The organism is Methylomonas subterranea, from assembly GCF_024505185.1.
GTDB classification, from domain to species: Bacteria; Pseudomonadota; Gammaproteobacteria; order Methylococcales; family Methylomonadaceae; genus Methylomonas; species Methylomonas subterranea.
Genome location: NZ_JANIBJ010000013.1, coordinates 1 through 15824 on the forward strand (window position 1 = coordinate 1; position 15824 = coordinate 15824).

Sequence of the window (15824 nt, forward strand, 5' to 3'; positions counted from 1 at the left end):
TACATAGTCTTGGGCTTGTTTAACATAAATATTTTGACCTTAATAACCCAAAAAGCCTAATGTTTCCAGATTTTAGAGCTTGCTCAAATCATCCAATTTTTAAAACTTAAAAATTTCTAAGGCATGGACTTGTAAATCAGTCATTATTATTCCCAGTCATGCCAAACCGGTCTCGGAATGGCTAAACCATTTACTCAATACAAAAGGTTTAGAAAATGACAGAAACATCAAGAATAGTAACATTTCCAACCATCAACCCCTTATATCGTCGCCCAACTGTCCAGCAGGTTACCGGCGACTCAAGATCAACCCTCTATAGAAAAATCAGCAAAGGTCTTTTCACTAAGCCTGTGAGTATTGGCGGCGAACGTGTTGCATGGCCCGCTAACGAAGTGCAAGCCATTATCAATGCCCGTATTGCTGGCAAGTCCGATGATCAAATCAAAGCGTTAGTTATTGAGCTGGAATCTGCCCGCAGCTATGCAAGCGCGGAGGTGTAAGCCGATGACAGAAATCAAAAAGCCGCAAGGGGTAGGCGAACCCCAAGCGGCTTCAAAATCAATCAACGCCAATAAGTTTAACTGGTTCGATTATCGAATCAAAGTGGTTATTCATCATTTAGCCCCCTGGTTTTTCATGGTAGGGGGCTTGCATGGTTAATGCTGTCGAGTCCGATATTAAAAATCACGAGGGAACCGGGGGAACTCGGGGAACCACCAGTAAAATCAAGGCTTGCAGTAGTTCCCCCACAAAAAAAGCACGGGGAACCAGGGGAACCGTTGTCGAGCTACCAGAAACGATTGAACGACTATCGTTTGATGATTTATCAATGCCCTGTTTCCTGATTAAGGAAAGTTGGTTCGACCTTGGCGGCAAGCGTAAGCCGGGCGTTTGGTACTGCTACATCACCGAAGGCAAAGGCGATAAACCGCCAGAACATCACGCCTTGTTTATCTGTTCACCGCTATACATTGAAGGGCTGACCAATACCGAAGACGGGCGTTACTTTGGCCGCTTGCTGAAATTCCGCGATACCTTGGGCCGCTGGCGCTTTTGGGCGATGCCTATGGAATTGTTGCGCGGTTCGTGTGAAGAATTACGCGGCGAACTGTTGGCCGCAGGCGTGGAGATCGATACACGCAATCGCCAAAAACTAGCTGACTATCTGCAATGGCGCACACCAGAAACGGTATGGACGGCAGCCACCAGAACCGGCTGGACAACCAAGGGCGGCGCGTTTGTTTTGCATGATCGAATCATTGGCGGCGAGCGTGTTCATTTTCAGAGTGAGAGCATTTCCGTTGATGGTGCGGCGCGTGTAGGCGGCGACTTTCAGCAATGGCAGCAAATAGCGGGGTACTGCGAAAAGAACCCGGTTTTAATGACTTCGGTTTGCGTGTCGTTATCGGGCGCATTGCTGGCAAAGGTTCACAGAGATAGCGGGGGCGTTCACTGGATAGGCGATAGTTCCACCGGCAAAACCACTGCCTTGATTGTCGGCGCTTCCGTATGGGGTGGCGAAGACTTCAAGCGCACATGGCGAGCGACCAGTAACGGTTTAGAGGGCGCGGCGGCGCTGCTGTCTGATACTTGCCTATGCCTGGATGAAATCAGCGAGGCAGAACCCAGGGAAGTCGGGGCGATTGTGTACAGTTTAGGCAATGGCACCGGCAAAACCCGAGCCAACAGAATCGGCTCAGCGCGGCATGTTCACCGCTGGCGCTTGTCGCTATTGTCTACCGGTGAGCGTTCCATATCGTCTGCCATGCAAGAAGGTGGTAAACAAACCAAAGCCGGGCAACTGGTGCGACTGTTGAACATTCCGGCCGCACGTCAATACGGCGTGTTTGATGATTTGCATCGTTTTGATGATGGGCGGGCAATGTCCGACTTTTTTAAAACGCAGTGCGCTAAACACTACGGCCACGCGGGTGTTAAATTTGTCGAGTACATTATCAAGCTGGAACAGAACGGTAGTTCCGACTTTGGCGGCAAGATTGCCGATATAGAAAAGCAATTCCAGCACACCGACAGTCAAGCAGCACGGGCGGCGTCAAGGTTTGCATTATATGCACTGGCTGGGGAATTGGCGACGGATGCAGGGGTATTGCCTTGGAGAGCTGGTGCGGCGCTGGAAGCCTGCAAAGTCATGTTTGAGCAATGGCAAACTCTACACGGCACGGGAGCCACCGAACACAATCAGATATTGCAATCGGTGCGTGATTACATTTTGAAACATGGTGACACACGCTTTACGGATAAGGCCAGCGACCATCCGCCAAAACTGGAACGGGCCGGATGGTACACAGAGCGCGACGGCGAGCGCGTTTATCTGTTTGCCAGTGCGGCGTTAAAAGAATCCGGCGGCAGCTACGACCTAAAGCGGGTACTGGATGCCTTGGAAAGTGCGGGCTGGATTGTTGAACGTGACCACGGCAAGCGCACCAAAAAAACCGTTATAAACGGGCAGCGATTCAATCTTTACTGGATTAAGCCAAGCGACGACAACGAAAGCAGTTCCCCCGGTTCCCCCGAGGAAAAAACACGGGGAACCGCTACAAGCCACGGAATACAAGGTAGTTCCCCCAGTTCCCCCAGTTCCCCCAAGAAAAACGAAACTGAAAACGATACGGAGTATTTTTAATGGCTGCCTTGTTAAAAATCCGTGAGGCTGGCTTTATGGTTGAATTAGCGGGCGATAAGCTGAGCATCAACCCGGCCAGTGCATTAACCAGCAATCAGCGCGACTTTTTGAAAGCACACCGGGCCGAGATCATCCTAGAGCTACAGGCCGAGACTTCCGGCTTATCAGCTTGTGAGCGTCAAAAACTCTTGGCATATCTGGATGCCATTGGCGAAACCGATCAGGACATAATCAACGAGTATCTGACGGAGTGCGGCAAGGATGCTGCTATTCTGGCAAGGGAGCTACAACAGGCGGATGATTGCTTACAGCTTAAAATCGGCAACACCACCGACTTTATACAATGCTCAAGCTGTCGGCATTTATCCGGCGATACTTGCCAATTTCACGACTGGCGCGTGGTCGTTGACAAGTGGCGGCGCTGTAATGACTTCGATGCACTCCAGAAAACTCCAGATTCGGCAGTCATTACCTGTAAGGCTTGTTCTCATTTCCAGAGCTTTAACACCCATGGCGGCGGCGCGGGTTCATGTAGTGCTGGCGTTCAACCCTTCGGCGCTTGCTGGTGGGCGGATACCTTGCACGATTGCAGCCAATGGAGTGCTAAACATGATTGAAGCTGAATTGAAGGCCCTCAGCGACTTGGCGGAAGATGTATTGATGGCTTGGCTTGCTGCTGAGAGTCCAACCGATAAGCAACGACAACAGGCTTTAGCACTATTGGCTGATGCCGGAATGTTGTTGTTCAATGCCCATAAAAACCTGATGCTTCACAATAAAAACCATAGGGAGTCAGCTCACTTTCAGCTATAGCAATCAACAACTTATCGAACTGACTTCAAATACTAACTTTTACTAACATCAAGGCTTAACTATGGGCGCATCGAGTTTTAAAACATCGGCAGAATATCAACGAGAGCGGCGGGAACAAAACCGGCAGCGTGGTGTTCGTCGGCTGGATATTGAAATCAATCCCAAGCTGATGGCACGGTTACAGCGAGAACTGGCAGATTATGGCGCATACACACACCCAGGCGCGGCGCTGGTGGAGTGGTTGGACGATGTGTTACCGGAATAAATAACCAACAAATAGAATGTGATTCGTATTGGTTCGTTTGAACCGTTTCTATAATACGTTGATATAGGTTGTGGCAAAGTGCGATAAGCGCCATGCATCAAACCATTTCACGATAGAGCCGGTTTCATCACCGGCTTTTTGTTGTCTGTTTACTGAAGTTTTATTAAGCGGCAAAATGACCAGAACTTATCAAATACTGTGTACACTCAAAAAAAGTGGGCACCAAGGCAGGCACCAAATGCAAAGCCACATTAACGGACTTGCATTTAATTCAATTACTTATGATGTCAATATATATTCAGATACTATCTGGGCTTTTTTATATCCGCGAGCTTGCCATTGAATCCAAAAAAGCGACCTAATATCCGGGCAAACATAAGAACACATGCAACAAAAAATACTGATTTTTTATGTGCGCCGACCTTGGAGGCTACAATGACCGAATTAATGGATATTCAGATTAAGACGTGGATTAAAAACGGTGGTGAACAGCATAACAAGGGTGGCGGCTTGTTTCCAAGACAGCCTCGATATATTAGGGCGAACAACGCAGTTTAGAGCGAGACCTCAGCACCCAATCCGGCAAACGCCTCAAGATTGACACCCCGAAGTACGCTCGATCAAGTTCCCAAGCAGCTGCCGTCACAATTTGGCCCCGGACTTTCAGTATAATGGCACATCTTACGATTCTAAATTAGGACTTTCACATGCTCGACGATCAATGGTTCAGCGAAGCTCAGGAGCCTTCCGGCACCGCCTTTTCATTAAAGATCAAACGTAAACTGCACGAGGAGCAATCCGAGTTTCAGTTTCTGGAAATCTACGAGACCGAGCAATTCGGCAATCTGATGGTGATCGACGGCTGTACCATGGTATCCACCCGCGACAACTTCTTCTACCACGAGATGATGAGCCATCCGGTGCTGTATACCCATCCCAATCCGAAACGGGTCTGGATCATCGGCGGCGGCGACTGCGGTACCTTGCGCGAGGTATTGAAACACCCCGGCGTCGAGCAAGCGGTGCAAATCGACATTGACGAGCGCGTCACCCGCTTGGCCGAGATTTATTTCCCGGAGTTGTGCGAATCCAACAACGATCCGCGCGCCGATCTTAAATTCATAGACGGCATCAAATGGGTGAAAGACGCCGCGCCCGCTAGCGTGGACATCATCATCGTTGACAGCACGGATCCGGTCGGTCCGGCGGAAGGTTTGTTCTGCGCCGATTTCTATAAAGATTGTTTCCGCGCATTGAGCGAGAACGGCATCGTGGTGCAGCAAAGCGAATCGGCTCTGCTGCATATGAAAATTTTGCGGGAAATGCGCGAGGAAATGCGCGCCGGCGGTTTTGCAAATTTTCAAACCCTGTTCTTCCCGCAATGCATTTATCCATCCGGTTGGTGGAGTGCCACCATGGCCGGCAAGGGGGATTTGACCCAATTCCGCGCAGCCGATGCCGCCAGCAAATCGTTCGATACGCTTTATTACAATAGCGATATCCACAACGCCAGCTTGGCTATGCCGGAATTTTTCAAAAAGGTCTTTGCCTAAAAATACGGTGCGTCAAGGCCGGATTCAATCTGACAGCACTGACAAATATGTCAGTGCTGTCATGCCTGACAGCCACTAAAACGCTTTCCCCTGTCATTTTCCTTGAGACTGTTTGCCAAAATTGGCCTTCCGGCGGGCCGGCCGGTTGCCGGAATATATCCGGCCAAATTCGAATCATGCCGTAAATACAGAAAGTTATGGCGTGGAGCTATTCCGCTTTAAAGGCGAGATCCTGGATTCAAATAGTCGGCAAGTAAAGGCTAACTGAATTGGCATGTTAATCGCTTAACGCCTTAAGTCAGCAGGTGGCTTTTGTTAACGGCATACTCCCGCATACAAAGCCTGACGCGATAAACAACAATGAAAATAATGGGATCAGGTAATGATAAAAATCAAAGCTTTCAATATCGTATTAACCGCGGCCGCATTTTCGGCCGTGTTTCTGTTGTTACCCGCTGATAAAGATAACGCCGGAGTTACCGAAAACCACTCTCAGAGTTATCCGGTAAATCATGGCGTCACTCAAAAAGCGAATCAACAAACTATCAGAGGACACTTTTTACATTCGGCTTAAGTAATTCCCCCATGCCGGCGGAATGCCGCCGCCAAGGACATCCGATCGGTTCGATCGTCAAAACCAAAGCTCCCGCGTTTCATAAACGCCGGGGCTTTGATGGTAAAGTTATTTGACCGCCCTGATCAGTTTAAGCATGTCGCTGCTGCTTGGGTCTATGAAGATGCTGCGAAACGGGCAGGCCTGGACATTTTTTACGGTTTGCCGGTTGATGTTGGCGCCCACCAAACGAACCACCAAGGGGTTCAGCAGATTCATCAGGGCGGCCATGAATTTATTGGAGCTGAGCACATGTTCCAGCAACAATAATTGACCACCCGGTTTCAACACCCGATAAATTTCTTTCAGCCCTTTTCTAGGTTGCGGCACAGAACAGAAGACGAAGCTGGCCACAACGGTATCGAAGCTGTTGTCCGCATAGCACAGCGATTGCACATCGATCAAATCCAAATGCACGTCCAACTGTTTACGCGCGCGCTTTCTTTTCGCCTGCTCCAACATTTTCGGGCTAAAGTCTATCGCGGTCATGCGGGCATCGGGCGGGTAAAAGTTAAAATTTTTGCCTGTCCCCACGCCCACTTCCAGGATGTGCCGGCCTTCGGCCAAGGCCCACAATTTTTTGCGTAAACGGCGAAAAATCAGGCCTTCCAGAAATCCTTCCAGACTATCGAACCAAGGCGCCAGCCTATCGTAGCGCCGGCGAATTTGATCCCCGCTGACCGACACGCTTAGATTTCCAGCTGCTGGATGCCGTCCAGAAACCACTTGGTCTGCTTGCTGCCAACCGGCTTGATGAAATGCCAAACTTCGCGCACCTGCTCGGTTTCGCCGTCATCCTCGCGCATAATGCAATCGAACAACACCACGGCTTCCAACTCGTTGTCGATTTCGCGTATTTCCAGCAACTCCGGCACTACTTTCAATACATCGGTCTTGTTGTTGGCACCGGAAGCTTTTAATTGCTCCTGAATTTCCGCAAACACCTTGTCGGTGGTCAAACCACGGATGGCGGCGAGATCGGCCTTGTCCCAAGCCGACTGCAAATAACGAAACGCGCTTTCGGCGCCGGCCAAAAATGCGGCTTGATCGAAATCAGTCGGCACATCAAGGGTAGCCGAATGAACGTCGGCCGCGGCTGCGGGGGCGTTTTTATCGAATAACAAGTCGGTATTGAAACCGGCCGACTGGGTGCCCACTTGCGGGGCGCTATCGTAATCGCCCGTGCCGCTTGGGTCGGAATAACTGCTTCTGCCGTAGGCGTTATCGGCCGCCGGTTGAGATTGACGGGCCTTGGAAGCAAACAGGCGCATCAGCAGAAACGCGATGCCCGCGAATACCAATATGTCCATAAAATTGATGTTTTCAAAGGCGCCGCCAAAAAACAGCGAGCCCAAAAGACCGCCCAGGGCCAAGCCGCCCAGCATGCCCATCAAACCGCCGCGACCAGCCCAATTCTGCCGGGCCGCCTGATTTTGGGCCGCCGCCTGTTGCTGGCTGGCGGAGCGGGTGGGTTGGCTGGCAGAGCTTGGCGCCGTGGAGCGTTTGTAAGGCGCGCTATAGCTTGGTCTGCTACCGAAGGAACCGCCGCCTCCCAAGCGTTTGGCTTGCGCTTCCTGAATGCCTGTCATCAGCAAAGTCAAGCTGATGAAAGTGATAGCCAAAATTCGGATTTTTCTGTTCATGGTGTCTGTTGTCCGGTGAAGAAAACGTAAAACGATTAGTTAGGGCACTAACAGCAATTTCAAGTAGAATAGCCTCTCACGCTTATCACTACAATACCGCCGTTTATTTAAACCCAAACCAAGACCAAGACATCCCGAATTCGCCAATGGTTGCATTGATGCGTCAATTTTTAGTTCTGATACTGATAGCTCTGCAATTTGCGGCGCCGTTGGTACATGCGCACATTGGGCAATCCGCGCCGGTTATGGGCTTGCACCTGCATGAGTTTGAAAATCTGCATTTGCATCATACCGACTCGTTTGTCCAGGCAACGCTCGAGCATGTCGCTTGCATGGATTCGGCCATTGTAAAACTGGGATCGGCGTTGAAATCACAAACGTCCACCGATGAGACGATGGCATATTACCACCCGGACGGTGACGGCCTGGGGCCGGTGGTCCAGCCACTGCTGCGGGTGATCAACTTTTCACCTCACGATGCCGCTCATCTCGCCGCCCCCTCGCGTAATCAACACCTAAGCCGCGCACCTCCCACCTAATTCTTCCGGGTATCCGCCGGATACCGCCTCTTTATCGGGCCGTCTACCGGTCCCACCTATCTGTTTCATTGTATTGGAGTTCAATATGACGGTATCCGGTCATATTAAAATTTGTCTGGCGTTGACTTGGCTGGCGGTTTTACCGTGCCGGGCGGACGATCGGTTGCGTATCCCCATGGCCAATCCGCTCGAGCCCAACATGGCCGACGGCCAAAAATTATTGGTCGAGCATCTCGATCCGGTGGAAGTCGATCCCGTCCTGACTCTGCCTCAGTTGCTGGAAGAAACCCTACAAAAATACCCGGACCGGCTGATCAACGAGGCTCTGATGCAACAAGCCGAGGCTTGGCAAACCCGAGGCGACAGCTGGTTGGCCGGCTCCACGGCGTTGGCGCTGGATTATGCCGACGACAGGATAGCCAACGATAACGGCTCCCGCGAAGCATCGGCCAATCTGGAATTTACCGTTTGGCTCTGGGGGCAGCGCGATGCGGCACAACAGGTGGCTCACGAATCCCAGCAAGCGGCCGGCAAGCATTCCGTGGCAGTACGCCTGGAAGTAGCCAAATTATTGCGGGAAGCTTTGTGGGATATGGCGCTGGCGGAAAACCGCCTGCAGCAGGCGCAGATCGGTCTGGATATTTCCTCCCAGTTGTTAGGTAAAGTCGGGCGGCGGGTGGAATTGGGCGATTTGCCGCGTGCGGATTTGCTGCTGGCCGAAAGCGAACATTTGCAGAACAAGACATTACTTACCCAAGCCGAAGCCGAAGTCATGCATAGCCGCAAGAGCTACGCCAGCCTGACTCAAACCACCCGTTTACCGGCTAATTATCTGGAACAGCAAAGCGGGCTGCAAGCCATCCAGCCGGACCATCCGTTTTTGGCCGCCATCAATGCCTTGGTGGCCAAACAGCAAGCTTCGGTCGAGTGGGCGAAGACTACCGATTCAATCAATCAACCCAAGGTAATCATAGGCGCAAAAACCAGCCGCGGTCAGCGCGGGGCGGAAGACATGCAAAGCGCTAATATCGGGGTTTTGATTCCGTTTGGCCACGGCACCTACGACGCACCGGAAATTGCCGCCGCCAATCTGGAACTCAATCACGTTCTGGCGCAGCGGGAGCATTTGACCCGGCAGTTGGAAAAAGGCCTGCACGAAGCAGAGCATGCCTTAGAAGTCAACCGGGCAGAACTGGCGATTGCGAGACAATTGAAGGATATCGCCGAACAGCATCTGAAGATGATGCAAACCAGCTTCGAAGCCGGGGAAATCAATTTACTGGATTTGCTGAAGGTACAGGCCCGCAGTCTGGAAGCGGTGCGTAACGCCAGGGAACAGGAAGTCAAATTGCAACGTAACATCGCCTTATATAATCAAGCCGTCGGAGTCATGCCATGAGGTCAATCGTATTCAGCGTGTTGATGGGCTGCGCATGTGCGGCCGGGGCCGCCGCCGAGGACATGAGTATCCGCATCAGCGCGGAACAAATCGATAATCTGGCCATAGAAGTCGGCGGCTTGCAGCCGAGTCGGCACTTGTCGGTATTTTATGCACCGGCCCGGGTGGCCGTGCCCGTCAACCGGGAGTTGCTGTTGACGGCATCGCAGCCCGGTTTGTTAACCCAGTTGCAAGCTAACCTGGGCGATAAAGTGGAAAAAGGCCAGATTTTGGCGCAAATGCATAGCCCCGGCTTGGTGGCCTTGCAACAGCAATATCTGACGGCGCGCGGCAATTTGCACTTGGCAAGCCTGGAACGGCGGCGGGACAAAACCTTGCTGGCTGAAGGCGTCATAGCCGAAAGGCGTTGGCAGGAAACCCAGGCCATGTATGGCAGCAAAGCGGCGCAGGCGGATGAAGCCAGACAGCTGTTATTGATGGCGGGCATGAGTTCTTCGGACATCGGCGTTTTAGAGAAAAGCCACAAGCTCGACAGCCTGTTGAACTTGCGGGCACCTATCAGCGGTGTGGTTTTGGAGCGCATGGCAACCTTGGGTTCGCGCCTGGACATACAGGCGCCTGTCTACCGGATAGGAGACTTGTCGGAGCTTTGGCTGGAAATCAATATTCCATCGGAACGCATGGCTAGCGTGCATATCGGCGATTGGGTGGAGGACGAAAACGGCCGGGTGCGAGCCAAAATCACCCTGTTGGGACAAAGCGTAAATCGGGAAAACCAAACCATGCAGGTTCGCGCGGTTGTGCAAGGCGGCGCGGATAGCTTGCGCGTGGGGCAAACACTCAACGTACAAATCCAACAAGCCGGCCGGCAAGCCGGGTTTAAAGTGCCCAATGCCGCCATTGCCCAAAACGGCGGCAAATCCTACCTTTTTGTGCGAAATACGGACGGTTTTGCCGTCATCGAAGTCGATGTCGTGGGCCGGCAGGATGGCGAAGCGTTAATCAGCGCCCCCCTGACGGGACAGGAGCGGATTGCCGTGCGCGGCGCGGTGGCGTTAAAGGCCAATTGGTTAGGCATGGGCGGAGATGAATGATGGCCGCCTTGATTCGTTTTGCGTTGTCGCAACGCCTGATGATGTGCCTTTTGGTGGTTTTACTGGCGGGCAGCGGTTATTCCGCCTTCAAAGATCTCCCTATCGACGCTTTTCCTGAAGTCTCGCCAACCCAGGTCAAAATCATCGTCAAAGCCAACGGCATGACACCGGAGGAAGTGGAAACCCGCATCACCGCGCCCATCGAGGTGGAATTATTGGGTATTCCGCACCAAACCATGCTGCGCTCCTTAGCCAAATATGCCATTACCGACATCACCCTGGATTTCGAGGAAGGCACCGATATTTATTGGGCCAGGCAACAGGTGGCCGAGCGCTTGAACGGCATTTGGGGTAATTTGCCCGAAGGCGTGCAGGGCGGTATCGCGCCGATGACCACGCCACTGGGCGAGATGTTTATGTTTGCCATTGAAGGCGGCGATTTGAGTCTGATGGAGCGCCGCTCTCTGCTGGATTGGGTACTGAGACCGGCTCTGCGCACCGTACCCGGCGTCGCCGACGTCAATCCCCTGGGCGGACTGGTACGCAGCTTTGAAGTGGTGCCCGACAACCTGCGCATGGCTGCGCGCAATATCGACATGGCTCGGTTGACCGCCGCGCTGCGGGCAAACAACCGCAACGACGGCGCCGGCCGCTTGACCGAGGGCGAGGAAGCGTTGATCGTGCGCGCCGAAGGGCGGATAAAAAACGAACAGGATGTCCGGGCCATCGTCATCGCACAAAAAGACGGTCAGCCGATTCGGGTGGACGATGTGGCCGAGGTGCGTATCGGTTCACTGACGCGCTACGGTGCGGTCAGCAAGGACGGTTTGAGCGAAGCAGTTACGGCCGTCATATTGAGTTTACGCGGTGCCAATGCTCGGCAAACCGTCGAGCTTATCGAGGCCAAGTTGGAAGAGATGAAGGCCAGCTTGCCGGAGGGCGTCAAAATCAATGTGTTCTACAACCGGGGCGTTCTGGTCGGCAAGGCGGTGCATACCGTCACCCAGGCCCTGCTGGAGGCCATCGTGCTGGTGGTGGTGTTGCTGATTCTGTTTCTCGGCGATTTGCGCGCCGCGTTGACAGTGGCACTGGCTCTGCCGATGGCGGCATTGTTTACCTTCATCATGATGAAGGCATTCGGCATGTCGGCCAATTTGATGAGTCTGGGCGGATTGGCGATAGCCATAGGCATGCTGGTGGATGGCGCGGTGGTGGTTGTGGAAAATATCATCACCCAGCTGGCCGATCATCAAAAAGCCGAACGCCTGCCGCGCTTGCACATGATTTACCGCGCCACCCGCGAAGTGGCGGCACCGGTTACTTCGGGCATTTTGATCATCGTCATCGTTTTTTTGCCCCTGCTGACCCTGCAAGGACTGGAAGGCAAGCTGTTCGGTCCGGTCGCCATGACCATCGTATTTGCCCTGAGCGGATCGTTGATATTGTCCCTGACCGTGATCCCGGTGCTGGCTTCGTATCTGCTCACCCGGGTATCCCACGAAGAGCCCTGGCTGCCCAGGCAGTTGCAACGACTGTACGAACCCTTGCTGGTTTGGTGCATGGACAACAGTAAAAAAATTTTTCTCACGGCCGGTGGCTTGCTGGCGTTAACGGTTTTGGTGTTCAGCCAAATCGGCAGCACCTTCATGCCAACCATGGACGAAGGCGACATCATCGTTCAATTGGAGAAATTGCCCTCGATTACCTTGCAGGACTCGGTCAAGCTGGACATGCGGGTGCAAAAAAATATCCTCGAACACATTCCGGAAGTTGAAACCGTGGTGTCGCGGGTGGGTACCGATGAGTTGGGCCTGGACCCCATGGGCCTGAACGAAACCGATACCTTTTTGGTGCTCAAGCCCAGAAATGAATGGCGCGTGGCCAATAAGGAAGCCCTGATCGAGTCCATCCGCCACATCATGCCGCATACCCCCGGCATCGCGTTCGGGTTTACTCAACCGATAGAAATGCGGGTATCGGAAATGTTGACCGGCACCCGCGGCGACGTGGCGATCAAATTGTTCGGGCCCGACCTGGAGGTATTGAACCGCAAGGGCGAGGAAATTGAAGCGCTATTGCGTACCATCGATGGCGCCAGCGACGTATTCATGCGTAAAAACGAGGGCATGCAATTTTTGCAATTGAGCATAGACAGACAGGCGGCCGGCCGTTTCGGTCTGGATGCGGACAGCATCGAAAACATGTTGCGAGCCCAGATCGAAGGCACCCAACTGGGCATCGTGCAGGAAGGCATCAAACGTACGCCGTTACTATTGCGGGGAGACAGCAACACCGCCAATTTTGCCAATTTGCAAATCACCTTGCCGGACGGCGACCATGTACCCATCACGGCTCTGGCCAAGATTCAGCAGGTCGAGGGCGTGGTGTCCATAGGCCGGGAAAAAGGTCAGCGATTCGTCGTGGTACGCAGCAATGTGGAGGGGCGCGATTTGGTCGGTTTCGTCGACGAAGCGCGCAAACTGGTGGCCGAAAAAGTCCAGCTGCCGGCCGGTTATCGGGTCGAATTCGGCGGCCAGTTCGAAAACCAGCAGCGCGCGGCGGCCCGCTTGTCGCTGGTGATTCCGGTGTCGTTGGGGCTAATATTTTTGCTGCTGTTTACCACCTTCGGTTCCGTCCGCCAGGCGATATTGGTGCTGGCCAACATACCCATGGCCATGATAGGCGGAGTCTTTGCCTTGTGGGCCTCCGGCGAATACTTGTCGGTGCCGGCCTCGGTCGGTTTTATCGCACTGCTGGGCATCGCGGTATTGAACGGCGTGGTGATGGTGAGCTATTTCAATCAGCTCTGCGCCGGCGGCATGGCGGTATCCAGGGCGGTCATCGTCGGTTCGGCGCGCCGCTTGCGGCCGGTATTGATGACCGCCAGCATTGCCGCCTTCGGCTTGATTCCGTTACTGTTCGCCAGCGGTCCCGGTTCGGAAATTCAGCGGCCGCTGGCAATCGTGGTAACCGGCGGCCTGGTTTCGTCGACTTTTTTGACGCTCATTCTGTTACCCATTCTGTATCAATTATTCGGGCAAGACCAGGAGCAAGCCGCATGACGCACGACACTTATCTGATTACCATCAATGTACCACCCGCCCTGGAGGAAGCCGTGGTCGACTGTTTGTTGACATTTGAAACGGCGCAGGGTTTTTCCAGTTTTCCGGTCAATGCGCACGATCACCGCAACCAGGATTTGTCGATTGCGGAGCAGGTCAGTGGCCGGCAGCGCAAAATCCGTTTTCAGATGTATATTGATAAGGATGATGTGTCGGCGTTTTTAACCAAAATAAAAGCCTGTTTTGCCGGTGCCGGTCTGCACTATTGGGTGGTGCCGGTACTGGAACACGGTGAAATTTAAACAAATCTTAAGCAGATTTTAATTTTGGATGCTAAGCTTTTTCAGGTGCCGTGATTTTAGCCAATAATTAACGGTGGATTGAGTTTATGCCAACATCCGATATGAATATTTTTTTGAGACGAATTCCCGCCAACACCCAGCATGTTGAAATATCCGAATTCATCAGCCCCGTATTGAAAAGCGGTTTTTTAAAAAAGGCCGGGCAGATACTCAATATCGAGATTTTGGCCTTGCGGGATAAGCGGCACGATACGATTGAATATCACGGTCTGGTGACCTTGGATTCGGAATGGTCGGTCAAGCGTGCGGTCAACGGCCTGAAAAACCGGCGTTTGAATGGCCGCTATGTGCTGGTCAGGCCCTACCATCATCGCAGTTGGGATAACGACCCCCGCCAGCAGCAAGCCCCTGTCGATGACACCATGTATCTAGAAAAACGCCACGGCGACCGGCGCCGGGGTAAGAATTTAGAAGTGATAAAAAACGTCTCCGATCAATTCAGCTCTCAAGACGAGTTTTGTAACGCCATGCATCACCAGCAATTTCAAGTGACCTTTATCGTGCCGGCCGAGATTGAAATGGCCTTGGCGGAATGTTTGGTGGGATTCGAATTCGAGCATACCGACTCACTGGGCGAGTTAGACTCCCCGGACCATCGTATAACCCGCTTTATGACCGAGCTGGAAGGGCCGGAAAGAAAATCCCGCCGCTTTCAGTTTTTTGCCACCAAGCTGGTAATCAGCGAAGTATTGGATAATATTAAAAGCCAGTTTTCCAGCAAGAACATTTATTATTGGATAACTCCCGTCGTCGAATTCGGGATTATCTAAACCGAAAAGCACGGAAACTCGGGGCGATCATTTTTCCGCCAGGAGACAAGTTAACCGCGCCCCGCCGTGGTTACTTTCCGAACGGTAACTCAGACCATGCATTCCTTGCGATTTGGCGTTCAGCCATTACGGAATTGGATTGCTTCGTCGGATATGCTTTCCGGAGGGATAAGTTTATATCGGCTGATTAGACGCGCTGGTGTCGAATTCCGCGCTCATCAAGCCGGGCTTAAGTAGTTCCGCATCCACGGGTTTGCTAAACATATAACCTTGCAGCGAATCGCATTGCTGGCTTTTTAAAAATGACAATTGCGCCGCGGTTTCCACCCCTTCGGCAACCACAAACAGCTTAAGTTCGTGTGCCAGCGCAATGATCGCCCTCACCAGGGTCTTGCTGCCTTCATCGTCGGGCAGGTCGATGACAAAGGAACGGTCTATCTTAACGCTCTGCACCGGAAAGCGGCGTAAATAGGTCAAACTGGAATAGCCGGTGCCGAAATCGTCTATGCTCAGCCGCACGCCCAGTTGTTGTAACTGATGCAACACCTGCAGGGTGTTCTCCGGATCCTGCATGACCGCCGACTCGGTGATTTCCAGTTCCAGCGCTCCAGGTGGCAAACCGGTTTCGGCCAGGGTTTGATTTATGGTTTGCAACAGGTTGGTTTCCATAAATTGGCGTGGAGAGACGTTGACCGCCACGCAATTGAACGGGCCATGGGTTTCCAGCCAGGCTTTTGCCTGCTGACAGGCAGTACGCAGCACCCAAGCGCCAATAGGCACGATGAGTCCGGTTTCCTCCGCCACGGAGATGAAACGGTCCGGATATACCAGGCCCCACTCCGGATGCTGCCAACGTACCAGGGCCTCGACTCCAACCACCCGACCGCTACCGCTATCGATCTGAGGTTGGTAGTGCAGCCTCAGTTCGTCGTGGGCCAGGGCGTGTCGCAAACCCCGTTCTATGGTCATGCGCTCCAGCGAGCGTTCTGTCATCGCCAACGTATAAAACTGATAGTTGTTTTTGCCGCGTTCCTTGGCCAGATACATGGCGCTGTCGGCGTTCATCA

Annotated in this window: 17 protein-coding genes; 14 read left to right on the top strand and 3 right to left on the bottom strand. The window is 52.9% G+C overall.

The window, feature by feature from the left end:
• Positions 1-215 precede the first annotated feature (215 nt).
• The 8 genes from NP590_RS08390 (at position 216) to NP590_RS08425 (ending at position 5849) form a co-directional block, all read left to right on the top strand.
• Positions 216-500 (top strand): helix-turn-helix transcriptional regulator, encoded by a 285-nt coding sequence (locus NP590_RS08390; protein ID WP_256601883.1) that lies wholly within the window; start codon positions 216-218, stop codon positions 498-500.
• 4 nt (positions 501-504) lie between these two features.
• Positions 505-660 carry a hypothetical protein gene (locus NP590_RS08395; RefSeq protein ID WP_256601884.1) on the top strand — a complete coding sequence of 52 codons (156 nt, stop codon included), beginning with the start codon at positions 505-507 and terminating at the stop codon, positions 658-660.
• Positions 653-2644, top strand: a complete 1992-nt coding sequence (locus NP590_RS08400) for a DUF927 domain-containing protein (protein ID WP_256601886.1) — start codon at positions 653-655, stop codon at positions 2642-2644. The genes NP590_RS08395 and NP590_RS08400 overlap by 8 nt, the downstream gene beginning before the upstream one ends.
• Positions 2644-3261, top strand: coding sequence for a hypothetical protein (locus NP590_RS08405; RefSeq protein WP_256601888.1), 618 nt, complete (start codon positions 2644-2646; stop codon positions 3259-3261). Before NP590_RS08400 ends, NP590_RS08405 begins: the two co-directional genes overlap by 1 nt.
• Positions 3254-3457: a hypothetical protein gene (locus tag NP590_RS08410; RefSeq protein ID WP_256601890.1), complete on the top strand. Its 204-nt coding sequence runs from the start codon at positions 3254-3256 to the stop codon at positions 3455-3457. The genes NP590_RS08405 and NP590_RS08410 overlap by 8 nt, the downstream gene beginning before the upstream one ends.
• A gap of 61 nt (positions 3458-3518) precedes the next feature.
• Entirely contained in the window at positions 3519-3722 is a 204-nt protein-coding gene (locus tag NP590_RS08415; protein WP_256601892.1) for a hypothetical protein, read from the top strand.
• 707 nt (positions 3723-4429) lie between these two features.
• On the top strand, positions 4430-5275 hold the full coding sequence (speE, locus tag NP590_RS08420; RefSeq protein WP_256601893.1) for a polyamine aminopropyltransferase: 846 nt from the start codon (positions 4430-4432) through the stop codon (positions 5273-5275).
• A 382-nt stretch (positions 5276-5657) separates the two neighbouring features.
• Entirely contained in the window at positions 5658-5849 is a 192-nt protein-coding gene (locus tag NP590_RS08425; protein ID WP_256601894.1) for a hypothetical protein, read from the top strand.
• 108 nt (positions 5850-5957) lie between these two features.
• On the opposite strand, the gene NP590_RS08430 is transcribed toward NP590_RS08425, so the two are convergent.
• Positions 5958-6575: a class I SAM-dependent methyltransferase gene (locus NP590_RS08430; protein WP_256601895.1), complete on the bottom strand. Its 618-nt coding sequence runs from the start codon at positions 6573-6575 to the stop codon at positions 5958-5960.
• Positions 6576-6577: 2 nt separating this feature from the next.
• Positions 6578-7531, bottom strand: coding sequence for a Tim44 domain-containing protein (locus tag NP590_RS08435; RefSeq protein ID WP_256601897.1), 954 nt, complete (start codon positions 7529-7531; stop codon positions 6578-6580).
• Between the two features lie 8 nt (positions 7532-7539).
• Here NP590_RS08435 and NP590_RS08440 point away from each other — a divergent pair, with 8 nt between their 5' ends.
• The 6 genes from NP590_RS08440 to NP590_RS08465 all read left to right on the top strand — a co-directional run bounded on the left by NP590_RS08440 (position 7540) and on the right by NP590_RS08465 (position 14757).
• Complete coding sequence (locus tag NP590_RS08440; protein ID WP_256601898.1) at positions 7540-8070, top strand: hypothetical protein; 531 nt, start codon at positions 7540-7542, stop codon at positions 8068-8070.
• Positions 8071-8155: 85 nt separating this feature from the next.
• Positions 8156-9469 carry a TolC family protein gene (locus NP590_RS08445; RefSeq protein ID WP_256601899.1) on the top strand — a complete coding sequence of 438 codons (1314 nt, stop codon included), beginning with the start codon at positions 8156-8158 and terminating at the stop codon, positions 9467-9469.
• The gene (locus NP590_RS08450; protein ID WP_256601900.1) at positions 9466-10563 is read left to right on the top strand and encodes an efflux RND transporter periplasmic adaptor subunit; all 1098 of its coding nucleotides are present in this window, start codon (positions 9466-9468) and stop codon (positions 10561-10563) included. Before NP590_RS08445 ends, NP590_RS08450 begins: the two co-directional genes overlap by 4 nt.
• A complete protein-coding gene (locus NP590_RS08455; protein WP_256601901.1) occupies positions 10563-13625 on the top strand; it encodes an efflux RND transporter permease subunit in 3063 nt (1020 codons plus the stop codon). Before NP590_RS08450 ends, NP590_RS08455 begins: the two co-directional genes overlap by 1 nt.
• Positions 13622-13927, top strand: coding sequence for a DUF3240 family protein (locus NP590_RS08460; RefSeq protein WP_256601902.1), 306 nt, complete (start codon positions 13622-13624; stop codon positions 13925-13927). The genes NP590_RS08455 and NP590_RS08460 overlap by 4 nt, the downstream gene beginning before the upstream one ends.
• An 86-nt stretch (positions 13928-14013) precedes the next feature.
• Entirely contained in the window at positions 14014-14757 is a 744-nt protein-coding gene (locus tag NP590_RS08465; RefSeq protein ID WP_256601903.1) for a DUF3240 domain-containing protein, read from the top strand.
• Between the two features lie 174 nt (positions 14758-14931).
• Here the strand turns inward: NP590_RS08465 and NP590_RS08470 are convergent, their stop codons facing one another.
• Positions 14932-15822 carry a putative bifunctional diguanylate cyclase/phosphodiesterase gene (locus NP590_RS08470; RefSeq protein ID WP_371927284.1) on the bottom strand — a complete coding sequence of 297 codons (891 nt, stop codon included), beginning with the start codon at positions 15820-15822 and terminating at the stop codon, positions 14932-14934.
• Between the last annotated feature and the right edge of the window lie 2 nt (positions 15823-15824).

Coding starts and splice junctions, on each gene's coding strand:
- speE (WP_256601893.1), top strand. CDS start 4,430: ATGCTCGACGATCAATGGTTCAGCGAAGCTCAGGAGCCTTCCGGCACC.
- NP590_RS08405 (WP_256601888.1), top strand. CDS start 2,644: ATGGCTGCCTTGTTAAAAATCCGTGAGGCTGGCTTTATGGTTGAATTA.
- NP590_RS08470 (WP_371927284.1), bottom strand. CDS start 15,822: ATGAACGCCGACAGCGCCATGTATCTGGCCAAGGAACGCGGCAAAAAC.
- NP590_RS08415 (WP_256601892.1), top strand. CDS start 3,519: ATGGGCGCATCGAGTTTTAAAACATCGGCAGAATATCAACGAGAGCGG.
- NP590_RS08455 (WP_256601901.1), top strand. CDS start 10,563: ATGGCCGCCTTGATTCGTTTTGCGTTGTCGCAACGCCTGATGATGTGC.
- NP590_RS08425 (WP_256601894.1), top strand. CDS start 5,658: ATGATAAAAATCAAAGCTTTCAATATCGTATTAACCGCGGCCGCATTT.
- NP590_RS08395 (WP_256601884.1), top strand. CDS start 505: ATGACAGAAATCAAAAAGCCGCAAGGGGTAGGCGAACCCCAAGCGGCT.
- NP590_RS08400 (WP_256601886.1), top strand. CDS start 653: ATGGTTAATGCTGTCGAGTCCGATATTAAAAATCACGAGGGAACCGGG.
- NP590_RS08465 (WP_256601903.1), top strand. CDS start 14,014: ATGCCAACATCCGATATGAATATTTTTTTGAGACGAATTCCCGCCAAC.
- NP590_RS08450 (WP_256601900.1), top strand. CDS start 9,466: ATGAGGTCAATCGTATTCAGCGTGTTGATGGGCTGCGCATGTGCGGCC.
- NP590_RS08435 (WP_256601897.1), bottom strand. CDS start 7,531: ATGAACAGAAAAATCCGAATTTTGGCTATCACTTTCATCAGCTTGACT.
- NP590_RS08390 (WP_256601883.1), top strand. CDS start 216: ATGACAGAAACATCAAGAATAGTAACATTTCCAACCATCAACCCCTTA.
- NP590_RS08460 (WP_256601902.1), top strand. CDS start 13,622: ATGACGCACGACACTTATCTGATTACCATCAATGTACCACCCGCCCTG.
- NP590_RS08445 (WP_256601899.1), top strand. CDS start 8,156: ATGACGGTATCCGGTCATATTAAAATTTGTCTGGCGTTGACTTGGCTG.
- NP590_RS08410 (WP_256601890.1), top strand. CDS start 3,254: ATGATTGAAGCTGAATTGAAGGCCCTCAGCGACTTGGCGGAAGATGTA.